Genomic DNA, 20958 nt, shown 5'->3' on the forward strand with positions numbered 1-20958 from the left:
CTCGACTCGCGAGCCGGCGGCCCGGCGAAATACCTTTTGTCGCAGGGACCGCCGGCATCCATGGAATGCACGAATAACCAACCATGCATCGAGGGCGAGCCGGGCTGACCTGAAACGGGTCCGCCATCCGACAGGCATTGCGTCAGGTATCGCCGCGGAGAATTCCAGGCGACACCCCACCTGGACATGAAGGCCCCCTGATACGGCGCGCGCCGGAATGTGTTTCGGAGCGGGCTTCGACCCCCCTTCAGCGCGTTGAGTGGTGGGCAATACGCACTGGCAATCATTTCTCGGCGCAACAGGGCCGATTGCGGCGTGGGCCCACCCTTCTCAGCTTTCAACCAGAAGAGAAGTTCGCAGCAGCACGACATCTCGAGGGGGGAACCATGAGGACAACGTCGATTCGCGAACTGGGGCTGCGGTATGGCGGGTATGTGCTGGGGCTGTCGCTTGCCGTCGTGGGACTTCCTGGAGCGGCGTACGCCCAGGCACCCACTGACCTTCCCAACGCCTATACCCAGAAGAACCTCGTCTCCGACGGTGCCGCCGCCGCGGACCACACCGATCCCAATCTGATCAACAGCTGGGGGCTCGCCTTCAATCCGTTCGGCGTGGCGTGGGTGGCCGACAACGGGACGGGCGTGGCGACGCTCTATGACGGCGATGGGAACGCGCAGCCGCTCGTGGTCACCATCCCGGTGCCCACGGGCGCCACGGCGCCCTCGAGCCCCACCGGCGTCGCCTACAACGGCTCCGATGGTTTCGTGGTCTCCCAGGGGACCGCCAGTGGGGCTGCCCGCTTCATCTTCGTGACGGAGCAGGGCATCGTGGCGGCCTGGTCGCCGCTGGCCGCTCCGGCCAACGCCATCCTCACGGTGGACAACTCCGGGAAGAACTCGGTCTACAAGGGCGTCGCCGTGGCGAACAACGGCACGGCGTCCTATCTCTACGCGACCGACTTCCACAACGGGCAGGTGGATGTGTTCGACAACACGTTCGCGCCGGCCACGCTCGGCGGAAACTTCACCGACCCGAACCTGCCCGCCGGCTTCGCGCCGTTCGGCATCCAGAACATCAACGGCGACCTCTACGTGAGCTACGCGCAGCAGGACGAGCAGATGCGTGACAACGTGTCGGGCGCGGGCCTGGGCTACGTCAACGTCTTCGACCCGAACGGCAACCTGATCCGCCGCCTGGTCTCCGCGGGCAACCTGAACGCGCCGTGGGGCATGGCCGTGGCGCCGGCCAGCTTCGGGCGGTTCGCCGGGCGCCTGCTGGTGGGCAACTTCGGCGACGGGACCATCAACGCCTTCGACGCCGCGACGGGGACCTTCGACGCCCAGCTCCAGGACAGCAGCGGGAAGCCGATCGCGATTGATGGTCTCTGGGCGCTCAGCTTCGGCAATGGCCTCCAGAACCAGCCCATCGACACGCTGTTCTTCACGGCGGGCCCGGGGATGGAGAGCCACGGCCTGTACGGTCGCCTCGACGTGACCACCACGACCTCGACCCGCGTCCCCTTCCGTCCCAAGCGCTGAGCCGCGCGGTCGCGTCAGGGGGGAGTCCAGCGGATGCGCCCGGGGAGTCACGTCCCGGGCGCATCCGGCGTTGCTACTTCGCCTCCAGGTTCAGCTCCAGGTCGAACGCCGCGTCGTGTGACTCCCCGTTCGCCTGCTTCACCATCACCGCGATGATGTTCTCGCCCACCACGAAGGGAGCGCCGTCGAAGGTGGCCGTGCTGGTGATGGGGTCCTTCAAGATGCCACTCGCGAAGACCCCGTGGGCGAAGCCGTTGTCCATGTACCGGGAGTACACGGGCTTTCCGTTCACCCAGATCGCCACGCCATCGTCATGCGTCACGCGGATGCTGGCGGAGCGGATGGCGTCCACCAGGGTGAGCTTCTTGCGGAAGTACAGGGTCGGCTGACTGGGGTTCGTCTTGTTGAGCATCGTGTGCTCGTCCCCCACCCCGTAGCCAAGCTTGCCAGGGCCCGAACGCCACGCGCTGTCGTTGAAGGCCAGCGACGTCCAGGCGCTGCCTGGGTCCACGTTGCGGTCATCGAACTTCCAGTACTCACCGAAGGCGATGGCCTGGAACTTCGGGCTCGCGGAGATGGTGAAGACCCCGTCGGTCTGGTCGGAGACGTCCGACCGCGCCGAGTCCGCGATCCGCAGCAGGCCCGCGGACGTCTCCGTATGCGGCACCGTCCAGTCATAGAAGCCGGTGTTGGGGATGCCCGTCTTGACGGTCGTCCAGTCCTTCCCGTTGTTGGGCGAGAACTGGAGCTGCACGGTGTTGATGCCCGCGCCGTGGGTCATCCATTGCAGCGTCTGGACGTTTCCAGGGCGCAGCGTCTCTCCGCCGTTGGGGCTCTCCAGGAGGAGCGAGGAGTGGGCATCCTCCTCGGTGACGACCTTGAGCTCCAGGTCGAAGGAGATGTCGCTGGATGTCGCGTTCGCCTGTTTCACCATGACGGCCAGCGTGTTCTCCCCCATCACGAAGCGAGCGCCGGGGATGGGGCCTTCGCTGATCGCGTTGTCGACGCTGGAGCCCTGGGCGTAGGCGCTGTGCGCGATGTTGTCCACCAGCTTGGAGAACACCTGGGTGCCGTTGAGCCAGACCACGACGCCATCGTCATACAGCACCTTGAGCGTGGCCGCGTCCACCATGCCGTGCAGCATGAACTTGTGGCGGAAATACACGCTGGGCTGGCGCGGCGTCGTCGCGGTCAGCACCGTCGCCTCGTCACCGTCGCCGTAGCCGAGCTGCCCCGGCCCCTTCTTCCAGGAGGAATCATCGAAGGTGGGCGAGGTCCATCCGGGCCCCGGGTCCACGTTGCGGTCGTCGTACTTCCACTCCGCGCCGAAGGCCACCGCGGTGAACCCGGAGTTGGGCGGCGGGTCCGTGGGGTCCGACGTCGAGGTGCCTCCGCCAATGCGGATGATCTTCGACACCGAGGGGACGCGATTGGCGTTGAGCAGGAACAGCATGTAGTGGCCCGGCGGGGCCCCGTTCGCGCTGGTGGGCGCGGTGACGGTGAGCACGCCGTTGCCGGCCGTGAACTTCAGCCACTGGAAGCGCTGGTTCTCATCGAACGCGTGGGTGACGGAGCCCAGCCGGATCCAGGACACCTTGGAGATGGCCGCGGCGTTGGGCGTCGTGACCTGGAACTTCTCGCCGTAGGCCACGGACGCGGGCGCGGCGGTGATGGTGGGTCGGGTGCCCTTGAAGAGATACGGCGGAGAGAACACCTGCATGGTGCGGATGCCGCGGCTGCCCGCGGAGAGCACCCGCCCATCCGGCAGGAGCAGGGTCGTGGAGTGATACCCGCGATAGGCGGAGCTGGGAGCGAGCTCGGACCAGGTCTCGGTGGTGGGGTTCCACAGCTCGGTTTCGAAGCGGGGGAACCGGGGGTTGTCGACCCCCGGGCCGCTGTGGCCGCCGGTGACGAGCACGGTCCCGTCGGGAAGGAGCGTGGAGTTGTGCTGGCGGCGCACGTATTTCATGGGGGCCACCGTGCGCCAGACGGGATTCGCCGCGTTGAGGTCGATGACCTCCACGTTGTTCGTCGGGGGATTGTCACCGCCGGTGATGATGACCTTCCCCTCGTCATACATGGCCGCGCTCCCCGCGTTGCGGCTGTTCGCGTACTGGGTGCGAGGCCCGGTGGTCCACGAACCCGTGCCGTCGGTGGACAGGAAGCGCGCGGGCTTCCAGTAGCCCGCCATCAACTGTTTGCCGTTGGGCGCGGCGAACATCCACGGGTAGTACATGAGCTCGAGGCTCGCGCCGGTCAGGTTGCGCCACGCGTTCTTCGACGGCTGCCAGACCTGGGGAATCAGGTTCTTGCTCGTGTCCTCCTTGGCGCCTCCGATGACCAGCATCTCCCCGTTGGGGAGCGTGGTGACGGTGGGGTACCAGCGGCCGGCGTTCATGTTCGGCAGCCGCGTCCAGGTGTTGGTGAAGGGGTTGAAGATGGTGGCGTAGGGGAGCCCCGAGTCGTCCGTGATGTGCCCCCCCGCCACGAGCAGGCGGCCGTCCGGCAGGAAGGCATGCCCCGCGCAGAAGATGTTGTAGCCCGCCTTGGGGAGGGCCGTGATGACGTTGGTCTGCGGGTCCCACAGCGTCGGGTTGTCACCGTCCGCGAACTCGGAGAAGAACATCACCTTGCCGGTTGGCAGCAGGTGGGTGTGCACCGCGGAATAGGGCCAGTTCTGGACGGGCGTCCATTGACCCGCGACCGCCGGGTCCAGGGACTGTGCCCCGGCCGTCGCCGTGAATGCCCATACAGCCATGACTGCGAAACGCCACGCACGGAACAGCACAGTCCACCCCCCGTGTATTGGTTGCGAGTGCGAGCCATCGTAGACAAGCGCACTGCGTACACCATCGGCTCTCCAGGCAGGAGCAACGACGCCGGGCGGACAGTGACGCGGCGGAGGACGTTCAGCGCGGCGTGATCTTGAGCAGTCGGCCGTTCGGATCGTCCGTGAGCAGATAGAGCGCGCCTTCGGGGCCCTGCACGACGTCGCGGATGCGGGCGTTCCCCGCGGGGTGCATCCGCTCCTCGCCTTGCACCCGGTCGTTCTTCATCACCAGCCGCACCAGGGCGTGACCGGCCAGCCCGCCAATGAAGAAGTTGCCCTTCCACTCCGGGAAGAGGTTCCCGGAGTAGATGGTCATCCCGGAGGGAGCGATGACCGGATCCCAGAAGTAGACCGGCTGCTCCATGCCCGGGCCCTGGGCGCTCTGATGGATGGGCGCGCCGGAGTACTCCCTGCCGTAACCGATGGTGGGCCAGCCATAGTCCTTGCCCGCGCCAATGAGGTTGAGCTCGTCGCCGCCAAGCGGCCCCATCTCCACCTCCCAGAGGCGGTTCTGGCTGTCGAGCGCGGCGGCCAGGACGTTGCGGTGGCCCAGGGAGTAGATCTCCGGCCGTGCGTCGCTGCGATTCACGAAGGGGTTGTTCGCGGGCACCGTGCCGTCAGGGTTGATGCGGACCGTCTTCCCGAAGTGGCTGTTCAGCTTTCGAGCCTGGACGCGGCCCGGGAGGATGGAGCGCTCCCCCAGGGTGACGAACAAGGTGCCGTCGGGATGGAACACCAGGCGCCCCCCCGCGTGCATCGTCGAGTCGAGCGTGGGCTTCATGCGGAAGATGATCCGCAAGGCTTCAATGCGGGGCTGTGCGCCTTCCTTGAGCTTCCCGCGCCCCACCGCGAGCCCGTTGCCGGCCGCGCGAGGCTCGTAATAGGTCCAGAAGATGAGGCGGCTCGTGGCGAAGTCGGGCGAGACCTCCACGTCCAGCAGGCCGCCTTGATCCCTGCCATCCACGGGGGGCAGGCCGGCGATGGGCGGGGACTTCACGCCCTCGGGCGTGACGATGAAGAGGTTGCCGGTGTGCTTCTCCGTCACCAGCATCCGCCGGTCGGGCAGGAAGGCGACGGCCCAGGGGTAGTTGAAGCCCGAGGCCACCTCCGTGACCTGATAGCGGGTCTGTGACGTGACGGCGGGGGCGTTCGTCTGGCCGGGGAAGGCCGGGGGGAACTGGGACGCCGTGGGAGAGGCTTGTGGCGAGGCGCCCTCGGCTGGACCCGGGACCGGAGCGCCGCTCGGGTCCGTGGGCGCCACGGACTCCTGTCCTCGCGCTGGCCCCGCGAAGGACAGGAGGGACATGAAGGCAAGGGTCATCAGGGCGGCGCGCAGGCGCATGGGGCTCTCCTCTGGGGGCGGCTGGTGGATCGCGCGGCAGCTAATCACCGCGAGCGCGACGCGCGGCCCAAGGCCTCATGCCGCTGTGCGTGTCCGAACACGCGCGAGCCGGGGAGCCGCCCTGGAGGGAGGGGGCGCTCCCCGACAGTGTTCACTGTCAAGAGCGCGCCCTGGACCTGGGTTCACCGAGCCATGGCGCGAGAAGCGCGAGCCCGTGCGAGCCGCCATGCGAGGGACGTGCTCAGCGCGGCGATGGCGGCCTTGAGCACCCCTCCTGGAACGAAGGGCAGGAAGCCCTTGTGGAAGGCGGTCGCGAGATCGAGCGAGGCCGCCACCTGGAGCCAGCCCATGCCGATGCACAGGATGACGAGCTGCCCCACGAGGAAGACGGCCACCGCCGTCCACGGCCGCCGGTCGAGCCCGCGGCGCGCGGCGAGGCCCACGAGCCAGGCCGCGGGCAGGAAGGCCACCAGGTAGCCCCCCGTCGGTCCGACGAGCGAGCCCCAACCGCTGGCCGCCTTCGCGTAGAACGGCAGACCCACCGCCCCCAGCAGGAGATAGACGAGCTGCGCGGCCATGCCTCGCCCGGGCCCGAGCGCCGCGGCCGTGAGCACGACCGCGAGCGTCTGTCCCGTGATGGGCACCGGTGAGCCCGGCACCGCGATGGCGACCTGCGCGAGCACCGCGGTGCAGAGCGCCGCGCCAAGCACGAGCGCGCCCTCGTGAACGCGCGTGCGCACGAAGGCGTCGGCCAGGACGCGAGGGGGTGGAGGACTGGCGCTCGCGCTCGAGTCGCGTGACGACGCCGGGGGAAGTGAAAACACGGACCGATGCTCAGCGAGGACGAGGTCCGTTGCAAGGCGCGAGACCCCGCCAGTGAGGCGTCCGTGGCCCCTCCGGGACAAGAAGCACCGCACGGGGGACGCCCTGACTGTGTTTCGCGCAGCTAGGATGCGCGCATGCCTCTGACCCAGACCGAGTTTCTTCCCCGCGCGGAGGCCACCCTCACCCGCCTTGACGGGGCCGTCCTCGACGCGCTCTCGCACCATGGCGAGCCCACGGTCGAATCGCTCGCCCAGGTCTTTGACGAGGAGGATTCGCTGACGCCCGCGTCGCTCATCCAGGCGCTCTGCCCCGGTCCCCTCTCGCCCGTTGGCCTCGCGGCCCTGGTGCTGCGCGAGGTCCTGGCGCCCGAGGACGCGGTGCTCGACGGTTCCGTCTCGGAGACCCGGGTCGTCACGGGCAACGCGCGGGCGCCTGGCTCGCTGCTCGTCACCCGCCCTCTCATCGTGCTCGGCGACCTGGAGGTCGCGGGCGTCCTGGAGGACCAAGGGCCGGACTCGACCCTCGTGGTCCTCGGCCGTTGTTCAGCGTGGGGGCTCCAGACGTCGGGCAACGTCCTGGTCCTCGGGGACCTCCAGGTCCGGGATGTCATCCAGGGCGTCTACAACGACGACAGCCTCGTGGTGGCGGGCGACCTCAGCACGCGCTTCCTCGATGAGAATGATCACGAGGTGGCCTGTTACGGGCAGGTCCACGCCGAGCATCACCTGGAGAATGGACGCTCCGGGGACGACGCCGCCTCGCTCGCGTCCACCTTCCTCCTCCCCGCGCTCTGGGACCTGGACCTTGGAGAGATCCACCACGACGCACTCTTCGAGCGCATCCGACGAAGCGAGCCTGCCTTCACGGACGCGCCCCAGCCCCGGCAGACGCGCGAGCCGGACGCCCCCACCGCCGAAGAGCTGGAGGGCCTCGACATCGAAGGGATCGCGGCCCAGGCGTCGAAGAAGGCACGGGCGAAGCATGTCATCTACGCGCAGCGGAAGACCGGCGAGGTGTGGCTGCTGAGCCCGGGCAACTTCCCCCTGCAGATCTTCGACGGCAAGCAGTTCTTCGGGAAGGACGCGCCGCCAGCCCTCGACGTGAAGCAACGCGCCTCGGAGCGCGCCACCTTCTGGCGCAAGCGGGGCGACCTCTTCCTGGAGCTCGAGCGCTTCGGCGCCGTCATCCAACTGCACGCGGGCACCAACAACGGGTCGATGAGGACGTTCCGCTTCGCCTTCGGCACCGCCGACGCGGCCGTGCTCGAGCTGCGACGGCTGGAGGCCCGCTACGAGGGAGACTTCCTGCGCGTCACGTCTGAGATTCCCGGCCGGGGGCCGCTCGAACGGGAGTTCGCGAAGCACGGCGGGCCCAAGGCGGAGTACACGTCCGCCATCGTGCAAGGGGCGACCCTGATCACCCGCGACGGTTCGCAAGAGCGCTTCGGCGACGAGGCCTCGGCGCGGAGCGCGCTGGAGGACTGGATCGCCGGGAAGCGGCAGGCCGGGTTCGACTTGAAGGTCCTGGAGTGGAGCCCTTCGGGCCTCCTGGGCAAGCGCTGACCTGACGCAACTGGACCTGGGTCTCTCTTGAATCCATTCTCATACGCATTCGAGAAAAATTGGATAGAGCAGAAAATATCTTCACGTTCTCCTTGGCAACCTGTACGGAGCGCCCCCGCACCCTCACAAGGATTGCCACTTCCGCCATGATCCGGTTTTCCACTTTCGCCATCGTCGCCGCGCTCGGCCTGAGCGCTTGCAGTGAAGAGGATCCCCTCCCGCCTGTTGAGAAGACGCGAGAGGAGCGGGTCAATGAGCACATGGAGTCGCTGCGCGGCGACGCCACGGCGCTCGGGACCTTCCTGTTCGACATGCCCAAGGGCGGAGACCTGCACAGCCACACCTCCGGCGCCATCACCACCGAGAAGCTGATCGCGTGGGGCGCGGAGGACGGCGCCTGCGTGGACACGACGACCTACGTCGCCAGCAACCCGTGCGCGGCCGGCTCGGTGCCCCTTTCCCAGACGGAGAGCGACCGCGCCCTCCGCGACGCCGTGATGAGCGCCTGGTCCATGGAGAACCACCCCGGACCCCTGCTCGCCGCGCACCAGCACTTCTTCGACGCCTTCGGCAAGTACGGCGCCGTGCAGCTCGACTCCCGCAATGACGACAGCTACGCGGACATCCTGTCGCGCGCGGGCAAGCACCACCAGATCTACGTGGAGCTGATGCAAGGCTTTGGCGCGGGCCGGGGTGGCAGCCTGGCCACGCCGCTCTTCACGTCCACGGACGTCTGGGACAAGCCGACCCTGCTGGCCAAGCGTCAGCAGCTCATCGCGCTGCCGGACTTCCAGAGCGCGCTGACGGCGCAGACCACCAGCATCGCGAACACGCTGAAGGGCGCCCGCCTCCTGATGGGCTGCGATACGGCCCAGCCAGACCCGGGCTGCGGCGTGGAGGTGCGCCTCATCGTCTCCGCCAACCGCACCGCGGACCGGACGAACGTCTTCGGGCAGTGGGTGTATGCCTATGAGCTGGCCCAGAAGGTGCCTGAGATCGTCGGCGTGAACCTCGTGTCGCCGGAGGAGAACGCCAACTCCCTGGCCTTCTACCAGGATGAGATGTTCGCCCTGGGCACGCTCGACGACTTCAACGACCAGGAGGTCGGCCGCAAGCTGGTCCACGTCTCGCTGCACGCCGGGGAGCTCATCCCGGCGGTGCTCACGGCGCAGGACCAGCAGCACCTGAACTTCCACATCCGGGAGGCCGTGGAGAAGGCCCACGCGGAGCGCATCGGCCACGGCGCGGACGTGCTGGGCGAGACGGCCGGTGACGGCGCCGCGGACCTGCTGCGTGACATGCACGACGCGGGCGTGATGGTGGAGATCTGCCTGACCTCCAACCGCGTGCTGCTGGGCATGTCGGGTGAGGCGCACCCGCTGGCCGCGTACCTGAAGAACAACGTGCCGGTCGCCCTGTCGACCGACGACTCGGGCATCCTGCGCGGCGACATCACCCAGGAGTACGTCGCCGCCGCCACCGACCAGCGGCTCGACTACAAGACGCTCAAGCAGATGGCGCGCGCCAGCCTGGAGCACGCGTTCGCTGAGGGCGACAGCCTCTGGGCCGCCCGGGACACCTTCACCAAGACCGTGGAGGCCTGCGTCGCCGACAAGCCGGAGCAGGGCACGGCCTCCGCCCGTTGCGAGAGCTTCCTCGCCGCCAACAAGCGCGCCGCGTTGCAGTGGAAGCTGGAGCTCCAGCTGGCCACCTTCGAGCGCGGCATCGCCCCGTAAGGCAGCGCCTTCGCGCCTCCACTCCGGGGGCGCGAAGGCAGTGGCCCCAGGAGCGGGCCGGGCCTGGAGCTCGCGAGGGACGCCCCTCGCCGCTCCCCTCCCCTGCCCACGTCCTCGAAGTGCCGAGACTCCAGCGCTCCGCCGACGAGCGCTGTCCGCTCCGGCCAGCGAAGGGCCGAACGATGAATGATGTCTCCTCCTGGGTCGGAGGCATCGTGCGCGCCGCTCCGCCCGTCAGGGCGTGGGGGTGAGCCGGGTGGGCCTTCCAGAGAGTCCCGCGCCAGGCCGGGGCAGCGGGCTTCTCGTCACGCGGCCTCGTTTCCTTCCGGCGAGACCACCGCGACGACGTGACGTGCGGGCACCTGCGCCCCGACCGTGACGTTCAGCGCCGTGACGACGCCATCGGTCGGCGCGACGAGCGACGACTCCATCTTCATCGCTTCGAGCACCACCAGCACGTCGCCCCGCTTCACGGTCGCGCCGACCTCGGCGCTCACCCGGATGATGCGGCCGTCCATCGGCGCGCGCAGGCGGCCATCGCTGGCCCGCTCGCGCTCGGAGGGGGGCCGGAAGGAGACGTCGCGGAGATGGCGCGTGACGCCATCGAGCGAGCACCACAAGGTGCCTCCCGCGCGCCGGTACCCGAGCGCGCGGCGCCTCCCCGCCACTTCGACCTCGGCGCTTCCGGCGGAGAGCCAGCGCAGGGCGAGCGTGACGCCGGCATCGCCGACGCGGACCTCGTACTGCTCTGGCGCGACAGGCCGCACCGAAGCGCGGAACTCCCCTGCCCCGTCATTCAACACGACCGGCACCGGCAGGGCCTGGGAGCTGCTCCAGCCCGCGAGCGTCGCGTCGAAGCCTCCGCGCTCCGCGAGCGCCATCGCGTCGTCGTGGAAGAGCAAGGAGGCCAGGACGGCCTGCTCCTCCGAGGACGCCTGTCCCTGCGCGCGCAGCGTCTCCGGGGGCATGTGCGCGCCGACGAAGCCCGTGTCGTACCGGCCGGAGCGGAACACCTCATGCGCCAGGATGTGCTGGAGGAAGGTTCCATTCGTCGTGACGCCGAAGGCCGTCAGCTCCCGCAGGGCCGCGGCCAGCCGTTCACGCGCCGTCTCGCGGTCCGGCCCATGCGCGATGAGCTTCGCCTGCATGGAGTCGTAGAACGGCGTGATGTCCTGGCCTTCGCGGACGCCGTGGTCGACGCGGACGCCCTCCCCCGCCGGGGGAACCCACGCGAGCAGCCGCCCCGTCTGGGGAAAGAACCCGTTGGCGGGATCCTCCGCGCACAGGCGCACCTCGATGGCATGGCCACGGAAGGTCACTTCCGGCTGCGTCAGCGGGAGCGCATCGCCGTCGGCGACCCGCAGCTGCCACTCCACCAGGTCCAACCCCGTCACGAGCTCCGTCACCGGGTGCTCGACCTGGAGGCGGGTGTTCATCTCCATGAAGAAGAAGTCGCCGTTCGGCGCGAGCAGGAACTCGATGGTGCCTGCGCCGCGATAGCCGATGGCGCGGGCCGCCTGCACCGCCACGGCCCCCATGCGCTCGCGCAGCGCCGCCGTGACGGCCGGAGACGGACTCTCCTCGACCACCTTCTGGTGACGCCGCTGGATGGAGCAGTCCCGCTCCCCCAGGTGCACCGCGTTGCCGTGCGCGTCCGCGAAGACCTGCACCTCGACGTGGCGCGCCCCCTCGATGGCCCGCTCCAGGATGAGCTCGCCGTTGCCGAAGGCGTTCGTGGCTTCCGAGCGCGCGGAGCGGATGGCGTCCAGCAGCGCCCCCGGCTCGCGGACGAGGCGCATGCCGCGCCCACCGCCGCCCGCCGCCGCCTTCACCATGACCGGGAAGCCGATGCGCTGGCCCTCGCGGACCAGGGCCTCGTCGTCGAGCGATTCGCCGGGGCGGGCCGCTTCGTAGCCGGGAATGCACGGCACGTCGGCGGCCTGCATGCGCAGCTTCGCCTGCCGCTTGTTCCCCATCAGCTCGATGGCCTCCGCGGGCGGCCCGATGAACACGAGGCCCGCCTCCGCGCACGCGCGCGCGAAGTCCTCGTTCTCGGAGAGGAAGCCGTAGCCGGGGTGGATGGCGTTGGCCCCGGACGCCTTCGCCGCGGCGAGCACCCGCTCGATGGAGAGATACGACTCCCGCACGGGCGCGGGCCCCAGGCGCACCGCCTCGTCGGCGAGCCGCACGTGGGGGGCGTCCCGGTCCGCGTCGGAGAAGACGGCGACCGTGCGCAGGCCGAGCCGGCGGCACGTCCGCAGCACGCGCACGGCGATCTCTCCCCGGTTCGCCACCAGCACCTTGTGAATGCGCTTCATGGTTCCCTTCCCTACAACCGGGCGACGCCGAAGGTGTTGGGTGAGAGCGCGCGGCGCGAGGACTCCTCGCACGTGGCCAGGACGAACCCCAGCACCCGCCGCGTGTCCCGAGGGTCGATGACGCCGTCATCGAACAGTCGCGCGCTGCAGTTGAAGGCATCCGACTCGCGCTCGAACTGCTCCACGAGCGGCCGCGAGAACTCGCGCATCGCCTCCTCGTCGAAAGGCTGGCCCGCGCGCCGGGCCTTCTCGGCGGAGACGATGGACAGCACCTTCGCGGCCTGCTCGCCGCCCATCACCGCCGTGCGCGCGTTCGGCCAGGCGAAGATGAAGCGCGGGTGGAAGGCCCGGCCACACATCCCGTAGTTGCCCGCGCCGAAAGCACCGCCCAGCAGGATCGTGACCTGGGGCACGGTCGCGTTGGCGACGGCCTGCAACATCTTCGCGCCGTGCTTCACGATGCCCCCCTGCTCCGACTGGGTGCCCACCATGTAGCCGGTCGTGTTCTGGAGGTAGACGATGGGCGTCCGCGCCTGGCAGCAGAGCTGGATGAACTGCCCCGCCTTCGTCGCGCCCCTCGGCGTGATGGGCCCGTTGTTGCCGATGATGCCCATCGCCCGGCCCTCGATGCGCGCCCAGCCGCACACGGTGAGCGCGTCGTAGTCGTCCTTGAAGGGGGCGAAGTCCGAACCATCCACGAGCCGCGCGATGACCTCGCGGCAGTCGTAGGGCCGCCGGTGGTCGCCGGGCACGACGCCGCAGAGCTCCTCCGCCGCGTAGCGGGGAGGCTCGAAGGAGGAGCGCGTGGGCGGGGGTTGTGCGTCATTCCATCCGAGCGACGCGACGATCTCCCGCGCGATGCGGATGCCGTCGGCGTCGTCCTCGGCGAGGTGGTCCGCGGTGCCAGCCACGGTCGCGTGCATCTCCGCGCCGCCCAGCTCCTCGTCCGTGGCGACCTCGCCCGTGGCCGCGAGCAGCAGCGGCGGGCCGGCCAGGAACACCTTCGCCTTCCCCCGGACCATGACGACGTGGTCGGAGAGCCCCGGGATGTACGCGCCCCCGGCCGTGCTGGAGCCGTGGACGACCGTGACCTGAGGGATGCCCGCCGCGGACAGCTTCGCCTGGTTGTAGAAGGTCTCCCCGCCCGGGATGAAGATCTCCTGCTGGTAGAGCAGGTTCGCGCCGCCGCTCTCCACGAGCGACACGACCGGCAGCCGGTTCTCGAGCGCGATCTCCTGCGCGCGCAGCGCCTTCTGGACACCCCAGGGCGTCGCGGTGCCCCCCTTCACCGCGGAGTTGCTGACGAACACGAGGCAGCGCACACCGGAGACGAAGCCGATGCCAATGACGGTGTTGCCCCCGGCCAGCGAGCCGTCGCTGTCGTCGTGGTGCTTGTAGCCACAGAGCGTGGAGAGCTCGAGGAAGGGCGAGCCCCGGTCGAGCAGGAGCGCCAGGCGCTCCCGCGGCAGGACCTGCCCGCGCTGCTTGAACTTCTCGCGAGCCAGCTGTTCGGTGTCGCGCGACTTCTGCTCGATGGCGCGCAGCTCGGCCACCCGGTCGAGCAGCTCCTTGCGCTGCGAGGTGAAGGTGGCGGAGGCCGGGTCGATGCGGGAGACGAGCGTCGGCACGTCACTGCTCCTTCGGGCCGTCGAGGATGCTCGGCGCGGCGGCGAGGTGGAAACCGTCATACGGCTTCGACTTCGAGTGCTCTTCCAGCGGGAACACCTTCGTGTTGCAGGACGCGCCCCCGTCGATGCGGATGACCTCGCCGGTGATGAACGCCGCCACGTCGGAGAGGAGGAACACGATGGCGCCGCTCACCTCCGCCTCGGTGGCGAGCCGGTGCAGGGGGACCTGCCGACGCAGCAGGGGGATGAGCGCGCGGACCCCCGGGTCCTCGTACGTGTCGAGGCCACTGGAGGCGACCCAGCCGGGCGCCACGGCGTTCACGCGGACCCCGGAGGAGGCCCACTCGACGGCGGCGGTCTGCGTGAGGTTGAACATGCCGGCGCGCGCCGCGCCCGAGTGCCCCATGCCCGGCATGCCGTTCCAGGCGTCCGCAAGCATGTTCACGATGGCGCCGCCATGCTCGCTCATGGACTGCGTGAAGACCTCGCGCGCGACCAGGAAGCCCCCGGTGAGGTTCGTCGCGACGACCGCCTCGAAGCCCTTCTTGGAGATCTGCGAGAGCGGCGAGGGGAACTGGCCGCCCGCGTTGTTCACCAGCCCGTGGATCCGGCCGCGAGCCTCGACGACGGCGGCCACCATCGCGCGCACCGCGGCCTCGTCGCGGATGTCGACGGCGTGCTGCGTGGACGCATGGCCTTCGGCGGAGAGCTCTCCGGCGACGCGAGCAAGCTTCTCCGGCTTGCGGCCGACGAGGACGACGTGCGCGCCGAGCGAAGCGAGCTCATGCGCCGTGCACCGCCCGATGCCACTTCCAGCGCCGGTGACGAGGATGGTGCGGCCCGCGAAGGCATCCGGGGCGAAGACTGAACGGTATCCCATCGTGCGTTCTCCTCAGCCCCGCGCCTTGCGCGGCAGGGTGCCCATGGCCTTGCTGATGATCCCCAGCATCACCTCGTCGGCTCCGCCGCCAATGGAGCCGAGGCGCAGGTCGCGGTAGGCCCGCGCGACGTCGTTGTCCCAGGTGAAGCCCATGCCGCCCCAGAACTGAAGGCACCCATCCGCGAGCTCCCGGGCGAGCCGGCCCGACTTGAGCTTGCACATCGAAGCGAGCTTCACGACCTCCGGGTCGTCCTTGTTCTCGATGTACAGGTCGACGGTCCGGTAGATGAGGGCTCGGAGCGCCTCGACCTCCGTCTGGAGTTCCGCGAGCTTGAAGTGCACGGTCTGGTTGTCGAGGATCGACTGTCCGAAGGCCTTGCGCTGCCGCGTGTAGTCGGCCGTCTGCGCGATGAGCCGGTCGAAGGTGGCCAGGGTGCTGGCCGCCACGAAGAGCCGCTCCTCCTGGAACTGCTGCATCTGCATCACGAAGCCGCGCCCCTCGTCGCCGACGCGGAAGCGCACCGGCACGCGCACGCCGTCGAAGAAGAGCTGCGCCGTGTCGGAGGCCCACATGCCCAGCTTGCGGATCTTCGAGCGCGTGATGCCGGGGCTGTCCATTGGCACGATGATGAGCGACTTGTTCGCGTGCGCCGGCCCGTCACCCGTGTTGGCGAGCAGGCAGATCCAGTCCGCCTGCATGCCGTTGGTGATCCACATCTTGCTGCCGTCGATGACGTAGTCGTCACCGTCGCGGCGCGCGGTGGTGGTCACCGCCGCGACGTCGGAGCCCGCGCCGGGCTCGCTCACCGCGATGGAGCAGACGCGCTCGCCAGCGAGCGTCGGCGCCAGGAACTCCCGCCGCAGCGCATCGCTGCCGAAGCGGGCGAGCGCGGGCGTCGCCATGTCGGTGACGACGCCGATCGCCATGGGCAGCGCGCCGCAGGTGCAGTGGCCCAGCTCTTCGGCGAAGGCGACCGAGAACGATGCGTCGAGCCCCAGCCCGCCGAACTCCGCCGGCTTGGTGATGCCGAGCAGCCCCAGCTCCCCCAGCTTCCCGAACACCTCTCGCGCCGGGAAGATCTCCGCGGCCTCCCAGGCATCGACGTGCGGGTTCAGCTCCTGTTCGACGAACTTGCGGACGGTCTGGCGGATGGCGCGGTGTTCCTGGGTCTGCGGCATGGGTTTCCTCGGTGCGCGCGGGAGAAGGGTCAGAGAAGCGTTTCGGGTACGTCGACGTGGCGCGCGCGCAGCCACTCGCCAAGCGCCTTGCCCTGCGGATCGAAGCGGGTGGACGACGAGACGCCCTCTCCGAGCAGGCCCTCGACGACGAAGTTCAGGGCGCGCAGGTTCGGGAGCACGTGCCGGTGGACGGTGAGCCCGCGCGTCTCCGGCAACAGCTCCCGCAGCCGCTCCTCCGTGAGGGCATGCACGAGCCAGTGCCAGGCCGCCTCCGTGCGGACCCACACGCCGATGTTCGCGTCCCCGCCCTTGTCCCCGCTGCGGGCCAGGGCCACCTGACCGAGCGGCACGCGGCGGGTGGGCCCCGGGGCCAGTGGCGCCGGCAGCGCCGGCACGGGGGCCGCTTCGAGCCCGCGCGTCTCGTTTGGCGGCGCCACGTCGACGCGCGCCCCATCCGGGAGCACCGCGACATGCGGCACCTTCCGCGCATCGACGAAGGCCGGCGTGTAGACGCCAAAGGGAGCGCCGTCGCCGGGCAGCGTGGGCAGGAAGAAGCCGGGGTAGCTGGACAGCGCGAGCTCCACCACGGCGCTGCTGAAGTGGCGGCCCACGACCTTCGCGTCGGCATCCTTCACGGCGACCCGCAGCGTCGCGGCGGCCTGCTCCTCCGTGGGTGCGTCGGCGTGGTCGGTGCGCGCGAGCGTGTAGACGAGCTCGGCCGGCCGCGGGTCGAGCGTGGCCTCCAGCTGCGCACGCACGCGCGCGGCCTTCTCCTCGATGTCCAGTCCGACGAGCACGAAGCTGGCCTCGCTGCGGAAGCCCCCCAGCCGGTTGAGGCACACCTTGACGTCAGGAGGAGGCGGCTCACCGCGCACGCCCGACAGGCGCACCCGGTCCGGGCCCGCGGACTCGACCGCGATGGTGTCGAAGCGCGCGGTGGCGTCGGGTCCGGCATAGCGGGCGCCGGTGATCTCGTAGACGAGCTGGGCCTTGACGGTGTCGACGGTGACGGCGCCACCGCAGCCTGGGTGCTTGGTGATGATGCTGGAGCCGTCCGCGAAGATCTCCGCGAGCGGGAAGCCGGGCAGGCGCGCGTCGAACTCGCTGAAGGACGCGAAGTTGCCGCCGGTCGCCTGGGCTCCACACTCCAGGACGTGGCCGGCGGCCATGGCGCCCGCGAGCCGATCCCAGTCATGGCGCTTCCAGCCGAAGTGCGAGGCCGCGGGGCCGACCACGAGCGAGGCATCCGTCACACGCCCCGTGACGACGACCTCCGCGCCCGCGTCCAGGCACGCCGCGATGCCCCAGCCCCCCAGGTACGCGTTCGCCGTGAGGGGCTGGTCGAACCCCAGCTCCTCCGCGCGCCCGACCAGGTCATCCCCTTCGACGTGCGCGACGCGGACGGCCAGGCCCAGCTTCGCGGCGAGCGCACGCAGGTCGGCCGCGAGCCCCGCCGGGTTGAGGCCGCCCGCGTTCGCGACGATGCGGACCTTCTTCTCGACCGCGAGGCCCAGCGTCTGCTCCAGCTGGCGCAGGAACGTCCTGGCGTAGCCGCCCGCCGGGTTCTTCAGCCGGTCGCGGCCCAGGATGAGCATCGTCAGCTCCGCCAGGTAGTCGCCGGTGAGGACGTCCAGCGGCCCCCCCTCCAGCATCTCCTGGAACGCGGAGAAGCGGTCGCCGTAGAAGCCGGATGCATTGCCGATGCGCAACGAGCGAGCGTCCATCGTTCCTCCCGTGACCGTGGGTGTTGAGTCTGTACCCCTCGCTCCGAAAGAAAGCAATCGTGATTGCTTTTTTCCAGGCCGCGCAACAGGGTGGGGACATGAGCGGCACGGCCAGCGGCACGACGAGGCAGGAGCAGGAGCGCAGCCGGGTGACGCGGCAGAAGCTGATGACGGCCGCCATCGAGGTGCTCGTGGAGAAGGGCTGGGCCGGGGCGACGACCGGCGCCATCGCCGAGCGGGCGGGGGTGTCGCGGGGCGCCTGTCAGCACCACTTCCCGACGCGGACGGCCCTCGTCGCGGCGGCCGTCGAGCACGTCTTCCACCAGCAGATTGAAGAGCTCGCGCGACGCGCGAAGGGCCTGCCGGAGAGCCGGCGACGCATCGAGCCCCTGTTGAACCTGCTGCATGACGTCTACGCCGGTCCGCTCTTCACGGCCGCGACGCACCTCTGGGTGGCGGCCGTGGCGGATGAGGAGCTGAAGGCGATGCTGCTGCCGCTCGAGACGCACGTCGGCCGGGAGGTGCACCGGATCACCGTCGAGCTGCTCGGCCTCGATGAGCGAGACCGCGACGTCCGTGAGGCGGTGCGCGCGACGCTCGACCTTCTGCGCGGTCTGGCGCTCGCGAACCTGCTCCACGACGATACCGCCCGGCGCCGCAAGGTGATTGCCCACTGGGCGCGGACGCTCGAAGCACAGCTCACGCCCAAGCGCTCCCCCCAGGCCGGCTGAGGCGCGATGCGAGCTGTAGGGCAGCACACACATGGGCCCGCCCGTCGTCTCGTCCTTGAGCGGACGGGGTGATAGGCATTGCTGGCGTCCACCGATTGGAGATGGAGAGCCGCCATGCCGACCCGGATCCCAAAGCCTATCAACCCGCCGCCCACCCACCTCGTCAAAGCCCGGTCGGAGGCGCCGCGGCCCGCGCCGGCGGTCATCCCGCCCGCGACGAACACGGCCGCGCCAAACCAGGCGACCGGGACGAACACCCACCAGGGGACGAGCGCCTTCTCCACGCCGGTGGCCGGTGCCCACCACGCCCAGCCTCCCTCCCACGCTGTCGGCTTCACGCAGGGCGCAGCCCCCGCGATGGCTCCGAACAAGAAGGATGCGCCCGCGCTCAACCTGGAGCAGGCCTCCTGCCTCACCCACGGCATCAGCCCGGAGTTCGTCGACAGCGCGCTCCGTGGCCGTCAGCTCCGCTCCGCCTACAACCGGCTGGGCCCCGAGGCGAAGTACAGCCGGCCTGCCGACAAGAACGGCGGAGGCGCCCTCGCGGTCTACACCCGCGCGGTGGGCACCGAGCAGAAGGACTGGCCGTCCAAGGGCCTCGGCGTCGGCAGCAACGACGACAAGGTGCAGATGATCCTCAGCCCCGAGGTGCTGACCAGGCCCGGCCACTCCTGGCGCGCCTCCTCCACGGACAACATGGGGCTCGTGCCGGGCGCGACGAAGCACGACCAGGCTCAGCTCGCGAAGGATGGAAACCCGCTCCAGCGCACGAAGCCCCTCTGGGGGAAGCAGTCCGAGGCGTCCCGCAACGACAACTTCAACCGGACCGTGGCGGGCACGGCCCCCAAGGAGCAGAACGAGCAGCTCCACTGGCAGAAGGTCCCCCTCACCAACAACCTGAAGGGGATGGTCTGCACGTCCCAGGCGACCTTCGACAAGATGATGCAGCTCGAGGGTGCCCGGCCCAGCGGCCTCAAGCTGCCAACGGGCATCGCGGGGCTGGGCTCCGTCCCCATGGGCGGCCAGCGGATCCCCGTCACGCTCGTGGACGGGAAGACCTCCCTGGTCACCGCGCTGCGCGCCTCGGGAATCGCCAACAGCCAGGGACAGGTCCGCTAGCGCGAGTCCCTGACCTCACGGTCGAGGCCCCTGCCCCAATCAGGCTTTCCTTGCCGAAAATGTCGTAACCGCTTTGCCTGTAAAACGTGTCCGACTCGTGACGCAGAGGAACAGCCCCCCGGTGCAAGGTGCGCGCGGTTTCACTCCCCCGAACTCCTGTCAGGAGCCGCGCGCCCATGACCCCGACGAGGTTGATGTCACTCGCCGTCGTGACCATCGCCAGTTGTCTTGCCGTCCCCTCCATCGCCTTCGCCAGGGATGATGACTCCGCGGCGGTCGGGCGGAGTTCGGAGTCCTCCGGACGCGGGAGTTCGCGCCGGCTCAACGTCCAGGTAGGACCCCGCCCGTACTACCTGGTCGAGGACATGGACGAGAGCCCCCTCAAGTGGAAGCTCCAGCAATGCTCCGAGGGCCCGTTCTCCAAGACGGAGTTCTCCATCGGCCACCGGGGCGCTCCGCTCCAGTTCCCCGAACATACGAAGGAGTCCTACGAGGCCGCGGCCCGCATGGGCGCCGGCATCCTCGAGTGCGACGTGACCTTCACGAAGGACCGGCAGCTCGTGTGCCGCCATTCGCAGTGTGACCTCCACACCACCACGAACATCCTCTCCATCCCCTCCCTGGCGGCGAAGTGCACGCAGCCCTTCCAGCCGGCGAACCCGGCGGTGGGGCGCCCCGCGTCGGCGCTCTGCTGCACCAGCGACATCACGCTCGCCGAGTTCAAGCAGCTCTGCGGAAAGATGGATGCCGCCAACCCTGCCGCGACCACCGTCGCCCAGTACCTGGACGGCACGGCGAAGTGGCGCACGGATCTGTACGCCACCTGCGGCACCGTCCTCTCCCACCGGGAGAGCATCGAGCTGTTCAAGAAGCTGGGCACGAAGTTCACCCCCGAGCTCAAGGCCCCCAGCGTCCCCATGCCCTTCCAGGGCGAGTACACGCAGCAGCAGTACGCGCAGCAGATGATCGACGAGTACAAGCAGGCCCGGGTCTCCCCGAGCGATGTCTGGCCGCAGTCCTTCGACCGCGACGACGTGCTGTATTGGATCCAGCACGAGCCCCGGTTCGGCAAGCAGGCGGTGTACCTCGATGGCCGCTATGAGATCCCCGGCACCCGCTTCGACCCGAACAACCCGACCACCTGGGTCCCCAGCATGGACGAGCTGGTGGACTCGGGCGTGAAGGTCATCGCGCCGCCCATCTACGTGCTGCTCACGCTGGACGCGCAGGGGAAGATCGTCCCGTCCGCGTATGCGAAGGCGGCGCGGGCGGCGGGCCTGGACATCATCACCTGGTCGTTCGAGCGCGACGGCCTGCTGAAGAATGGCGGCGGCTTCTACTTCCAGTCCGTCGCTCCGGCCATCAACAACGATGGCGACATGCTGGTCGCGCTCGACGTGCTCGCCCGGCACGTCGGAGTCATCGGCGTCTTCAGCGACTGGCCCGGCACGGTGACGTACTACGCGAACTGCATGGGGCTCTAACCTCGCGAACGGCGATGCCCGGGCGGGCCGGCCTTCACGGGCCGCCCGCTCCGGGTCTTCGC

General features: G+C 69.6%; 14 protein-coding genes. 6 read left to right on the forward strand and 8 right to left on the reverse strand.

What is annotated here, in order from left to right; translation table 11 throughout:
- Positions 1-386 precede the first annotated feature (386 nt).
- On the forward strand, positions 387-1538 hold the full coding sequence (locus GTY96_RS29410) for a TIGR03118 family protein (RefSeq protein ID WP_161666472.1): 1152 nt from the start codon (positions 387-389) through the stop codon (positions 1536-1538).
- Between the two features lie 73 nt (positions 1539-1611).
- On the opposite strand, the gene GTY96_RS29415 is transcribed toward GTY96_RS29410, so the two are convergent.
- The 3 genes from GTY96_RS29415 to GTY96_RS29425 all read right to left on the reverse strand — a co-directional run bounded on the left by GTY96_RS29415 (position 1612) and on the right by GTY96_RS29425 (position 6450).
- A complete protein-coding gene (locus GTY96_RS29415; protein WP_235685955.1) occupies positions 1612-4296 on the reverse strand; it encodes a galactose oxidase-like domain-containing protein in 2685 nt (894 codons plus the stop codon).
- Positions 4297-4447: 151 nt separating this feature from the next.
- Entirely contained in the window at positions 4448-5710 is a 1263-nt protein-coding gene (locus tag GTY96_RS29420) for a PQQ-dependent sugar dehydrogenase (RefSeq protein WP_186002082.1), read from the reverse strand.
- A gap of 182 nt (positions 5711-5892) precedes the next feature.
- Entirely contained in the window at positions 5893-6450 is a 558-nt protein-coding gene (locus GTY96_RS29425; protein ID WP_255442711.1) for a biotin transporter BioY, read from the reverse strand.
- Positions 6451-6669: 219 nt separating this feature from the next.
- Here GTY96_RS29425 and GTY96_RS29430 point away from each other — a divergent pair, with 219 nt between their 5' ends.
- Together GTY96_RS29430 and GTY96_RS29435 are read left to right on the forward strand one after the other, a co-directional pair.
- Positions 6670-8097 carry a hypothetical protein gene (locus tag GTY96_RS29430; protein WP_161666474.1) on the forward strand — a complete coding sequence of 476 codons (1428 nt, stop codon included), beginning with the start codon at positions 6670-6672 and terminating at the stop codon, positions 8095-8097.
- 146 nt (positions 8098-8243) lie between these two features.
- Positions 8244-9833 (forward strand): amidohydrolase family protein, encoded by a 1590-nt coding sequence (locus GTY96_RS29435; RefSeq protein WP_143905971.1) that lies wholly within the window; start codon positions 8244-8246, stop codon positions 9831-9833.
- 305 nt (positions 9834-10138) lie between these two features.
- Here the strand turns inward: GTY96_RS29435 and GTY96_RS29440 are convergent, their stop codons facing one another.
- From GTY96_RS29440 to GTY96_RS29460, 5 genes are read right to left on the reverse strand one after another with little or no spacing between them, the layout of a single operon-like run.
- Positions 10139-12151 (reverse strand): acetyl/propionyl/methylcrotonyl-CoA carboxylase subunit alpha, encoded by a 2013-nt coding sequence (locus GTY96_RS29440; protein WP_161666475.1) that lies wholly within the window; start codon positions 12149-12151, stop codon positions 10139-10141.
- An 11-nt stretch (positions 12152-12162) separates the two neighbouring features.
- Positions 12163-13779 carry an acyl-CoA carboxylase subunit beta gene (locus GTY96_RS29445; RefSeq protein ID WP_161666476.1) on the reverse strand — a complete coding sequence of 539 codons (1617 nt, stop codon included), beginning with the start codon at positions 13777-13779 and terminating at the stop codon, positions 12163-12165.
- A gap of 1 nt (position 13780) precedes the next feature.
- Positions 13781-14659 (reverse strand): SDR family oxidoreductase, encoded by an 879-nt coding sequence (locus tag GTY96_RS29450; protein WP_143905965.1) that lies wholly within the window; start codon positions 14657-14659, stop codon positions 13781-13783.
- Positions 14660-14671: 12 nt separating this feature from the next.
- A complete protein-coding gene (locus GTY96_RS29455; RefSeq protein WP_161666477.1) occupies positions 14672-15838 on the reverse strand; it encodes an acyl-CoA dehydrogenase family protein in 1167 nt (388 codons plus the stop codon).
- A 29-nt stretch (positions 15839-15867) separates the two neighbouring features.
- Positions 15868-17562, reverse strand: a complete 1695-nt coding sequence (locus tag GTY96_RS29460; RefSeq protein WP_143905961.1) for an acyclic terpene utilization AtuA family protein — start codon at positions 17560-17562, stop codon at positions 15868-15870.
- 59 nt (positions 17563-17621) lie between these two features.
- On the opposite strand from GTY96_RS29460, the gene GTY96_RS29465 reads away from it, so the two are divergent.
- The 3 genes from GTY96_RS29465 to GTY96_RS29475 all read left to right on the forward strand — a co-directional run bounded on the left by GTY96_RS29465 (position 17622) and on the right by GTY96_RS29475 (position 20896).
- A complete protein-coding gene (locus GTY96_RS29465; protein ID WP_255442710.1) occupies positions 17622-18293 on the forward strand; it encodes a TetR/AcrR family transcriptional regulator in 672 nt (223 codons plus the stop codon).
- A gap of 114 nt (positions 18294-18407) precedes the next feature.
- Positions 18408-19412 (forward strand): hypothetical protein, encoded by a 1005-nt coding sequence (locus GTY96_RS29470; protein ID WP_161666478.1) that lies wholly within the window; start codon positions 18408-18410, stop codon positions 19410-19412.
- Between the two features lie 176 nt (positions 19413-19588).
- Positions 19589-20896, forward strand: coding sequence for a glycerophosphodiester phosphodiesterase family protein (locus tag GTY96_RS29475; RefSeq protein ID WP_235685956.1), 1308 nt, complete (start codon positions 19589-19591; stop codon positions 20894-20896).
- Positions 20897-20958 lie beyond the last annotated feature (62 nt).

Origin of the sequence: Corallococcus silvisoli, assembly GCF_009909145.1 — a bacterium.
Classification (GTDB): domain Bacteria; phylum Myxococcota; class Myxococcia; order Myxococcales; family Myxococcaceae; genus Corallococcus; species Corallococcus silvisoli.